Annotated in this window: 2 protein-coding genes and 2 pseudogenes; all 4 read left to right on the forward strand. The window is 39.2% G+C overall.

Features of this window, described 5'->3' with window-relative positions:
- Positions 1 to 151: 151 nt before the first annotated feature.
- The 4 genes and pseudogenes from GF401_17460 (at position 152) to GF401_17475 (ending at position 2,473) form a co-directional block, all read left to right on the forward strand.
- Positions 152 to 715: a hypothetical protein gene (locus GF401_17460; GenBank protein ID MBD3346847.1), complete on the forward strand. Its 564-nt coding sequence runs from the start codon at positions 152 to 154 to the stop codon at positions 713 to 715.
- A 271-nt stretch (positions 716 to 986) separates the two neighbouring features.
- The gene (locus GF401_17465) at positions 987 to 1,478 is read left to right on the forward strand and encodes a hypothetical protein (GenBank protein MBD3346848.1); all 492 of its coding nucleotides are present in this window, start codon (positions 987 to 989) and stop codon (positions 1,476 to 1,478) included.
- A gap of 81 nt (positions 1,479 to 1,559) precedes the next feature.
- Positions 1,560 to 2,158: pseudogene (locus GF401_17470) on the forward strand (gamma carbonic anhydrase family protein).
- Positions 2,159 to 2,197: 39 nt separating this feature from the next.
- Positions 2,198 to 2,473: pseudogene (locus tag GF401_17475) on the forward strand (Fe-S cluster protein).
- Positions 2,474 to 2,726 lie beyond the last annotated feature (253 nt).

The raw sequence follows: 2,726 nt of genomic DNA on the forward strand, positions 1-2,726 counted from the left end.
CCCCCAAATAGGGGATGCGGTGTGTAATTTTTTGTTCTATCGTACCGTCATGTGGTATGATTCTGCATAAGGTTGTTAATCATCCGCGCGGATTTTTGTATCGCCTAGTTTGTCTTGTTATGTCTAAAATTTTTGATTAAAGAAAAAGTTTATAGTGGATCAGATCGATCTTATCATAGTATTAGGAAGCCCAAGAAAAAACGGAAATAGCATAGCTTTGGCAAAACAGGTCGAGCAGGGTGCTAAGGATTCCGGAGGGAAAGTTGATAATTGTTATCTCCATGGAATGGATATTCAGTTTTGTATCGGGTGCGGTAAATGCAGAGTACAGACTTCTAAGAACTGTGTATTAGATGACGATATGCAATTACTGTATCCAAAACTTCGGCGCGCACATGCAATCCTATTTGCCAGTCCGATATATTGGGCTCATGTTTCCGGCCAAATGAAGGTGTTTATGGACCGATGTTTCGCTCTTGGCGGCCCTGAAGGCCATGATATGGAAGGCAAACGGTACGGTATTATCTTGACTTATGCCAATAGGGATCATTTTAAATCCGGTGCAATGAATGCAATTCGAACATTTCAAGATAGCTTTAGTACTGGAATCGTTGATATCGTATGTGGAAATGCTATGGAAGCAGGAAAAATAAAAGAGAATAAAAATATTATGGATAGAGCCTATACTTTGGGTATACGTCTTGTTCAAACATAGCAAGACAAATTTACCAGGTGAAAAACGGCGGCGTCAGTGATTAGCGATGTCAGCCACCCAAAAAAAGACGATCAAATGAAAAATTTAAAGTTTTTCATTGATCATTTTAAAAGTCAATTTTTATCATCAACTATTGACCAACCGCATCCAATTATATTTAACATACTGAAAAAAATATATATATAAAGAATAGGGAAATTAATCGGTCCGGCGAAATTGTTGAAGCTCGATAATGAACTGCATACTAGCTGAATATAGAAAATGAAAAAAATTGATAGTTGGACTTCAAGCGATCATAATTGTTGGATTACTGGTGTTTATTCTCGCACAAAAATATGATCCAAAAGATTTTCTATTTGTACATAAAGGGGTTGACACTGATGGTTTCAATTTGTGGGGCATGAAAGAAAACAAATTATCGTACATTATATTATCTGAATTACCTAATGATTATGTAATAGCTTATGAAAAATGCAGATTTTATCCAAAAAAATATGGCGATATTTTAGACATATATGTTGAATATAGAAAACCCTTTACGGTCAGATTAGATACTCCCAAGATTATAACCCTCAATCTAAACCATGAAGCAAAGATATATGAAATAAAAAACAATAATGAAGAGTTCCCTCAAAAACTTCGTAATGCCCTTGAAGGAAAGGAAATGGTCCATCCTGTTAACACGATCATAGAAAAATTGAAAAAACATTATGGTGAAGATATTCAGAAAACAGATGGGTATGACATAAAGGAATTCAGCTAACAAATCGTTGCCCTGAATTTTTATTCCGCTGCGCCATAAAAACCAGTGAGTTCAATTGTTCGGATACAGCAGGAGGTGCTTGTGTTTCTTTCACATAATGGAAAAAATCCGCAAGTTCATCCATCCGTATATGTTGCGCTGACCGCAACACTTTGCGGAGATATCACAATTGGTCCGGGCTGTAGGGTAATGCATGGCGCTTCAATTGTTGCTGAGGGCGGCAAAATAACTATTGGCGAGCGAGTTATTATTTTAGAAAGTGCTGTTGTGAAGAGCAATGCTAATCATTCAATTTCCATCGGACATTATTGCTAATTAGCCCTAATGCGCATGTAGTCGGATGCACTGTCGAGGATGAAGTCTTTATCGCAACTGGCTCAGCCATATTTCATAGCGCCTATGTGGGAAGAGGTTCTTAAATACGAATAAATGCAGTTGTTCATCTCAAATCGCACCTTGACCCCGGGACTGTGTTGCCAATAGGGTGGATTGCTGTCGGCAATCCCGCGAAGTTATTTTCGCCAGACATGCACGAAGAGATATGGGAAATACAGAAACCGCTAAATTTTCCACTGACCGTCTATGGTTTCGACAGACAAGAAGCATCAATGAAAAAGATTACGCAACGTTTGTCTGACACGCTTAGTTCAAACATTGATGACTCTATAATTTCAGAATGAAAGAGCCGAATAAGGCTTTTAAAACATCGGAGGACCATCATGCTGCTGACAACGTATCATAAAACAATTTTCCGATCCAAATGCAACGCCAGCGCCCAAACAGTGCATTGTCACGCGGACCTAGATCAAGATGTTTCAGAAGCCTTGCCGTATCTCAATGCCGTGCTTGGCGGCGACACCTATATTATAGACCCGCCGTCGGTCACCTTTCGCACTTCCGGCAAACTGATCACGGTGCATGGCCGAAAAATCGCCGTCAACGCCTTGAAGAATGAAGAGGAGGCTGACAAAATCCTTGAATGGCTGAAATTAGAAGACAGCTTTTCAAACATCTCGTTGGTATTCATATCGCCCCCTCTGAAAGTAATGATCTTGAATGTGTCCATCCAGAAATGAGATAATTTGTTCAAGTTCAAGGAAGGTGGAAATTTTTAACCGCAGGAATACATTGAGTATTTTGAGGATTAAAAATTTTCGCCTGGCGCGGAAATTGGGCAAATTAGCCATTTATGGATGGGCACTGACAAAAAACTACCCGCCATAAAGGTTTACTCACTTCATATTATCC

This window comes from Chitinivibrionales bacterium (genome assembly GCA_014728215.1).
Lineage (GTDB): Bacteria > Fibrobacterota > Chitinivibrionia > Chitinivibrionales > WJKA01 > WJKA01.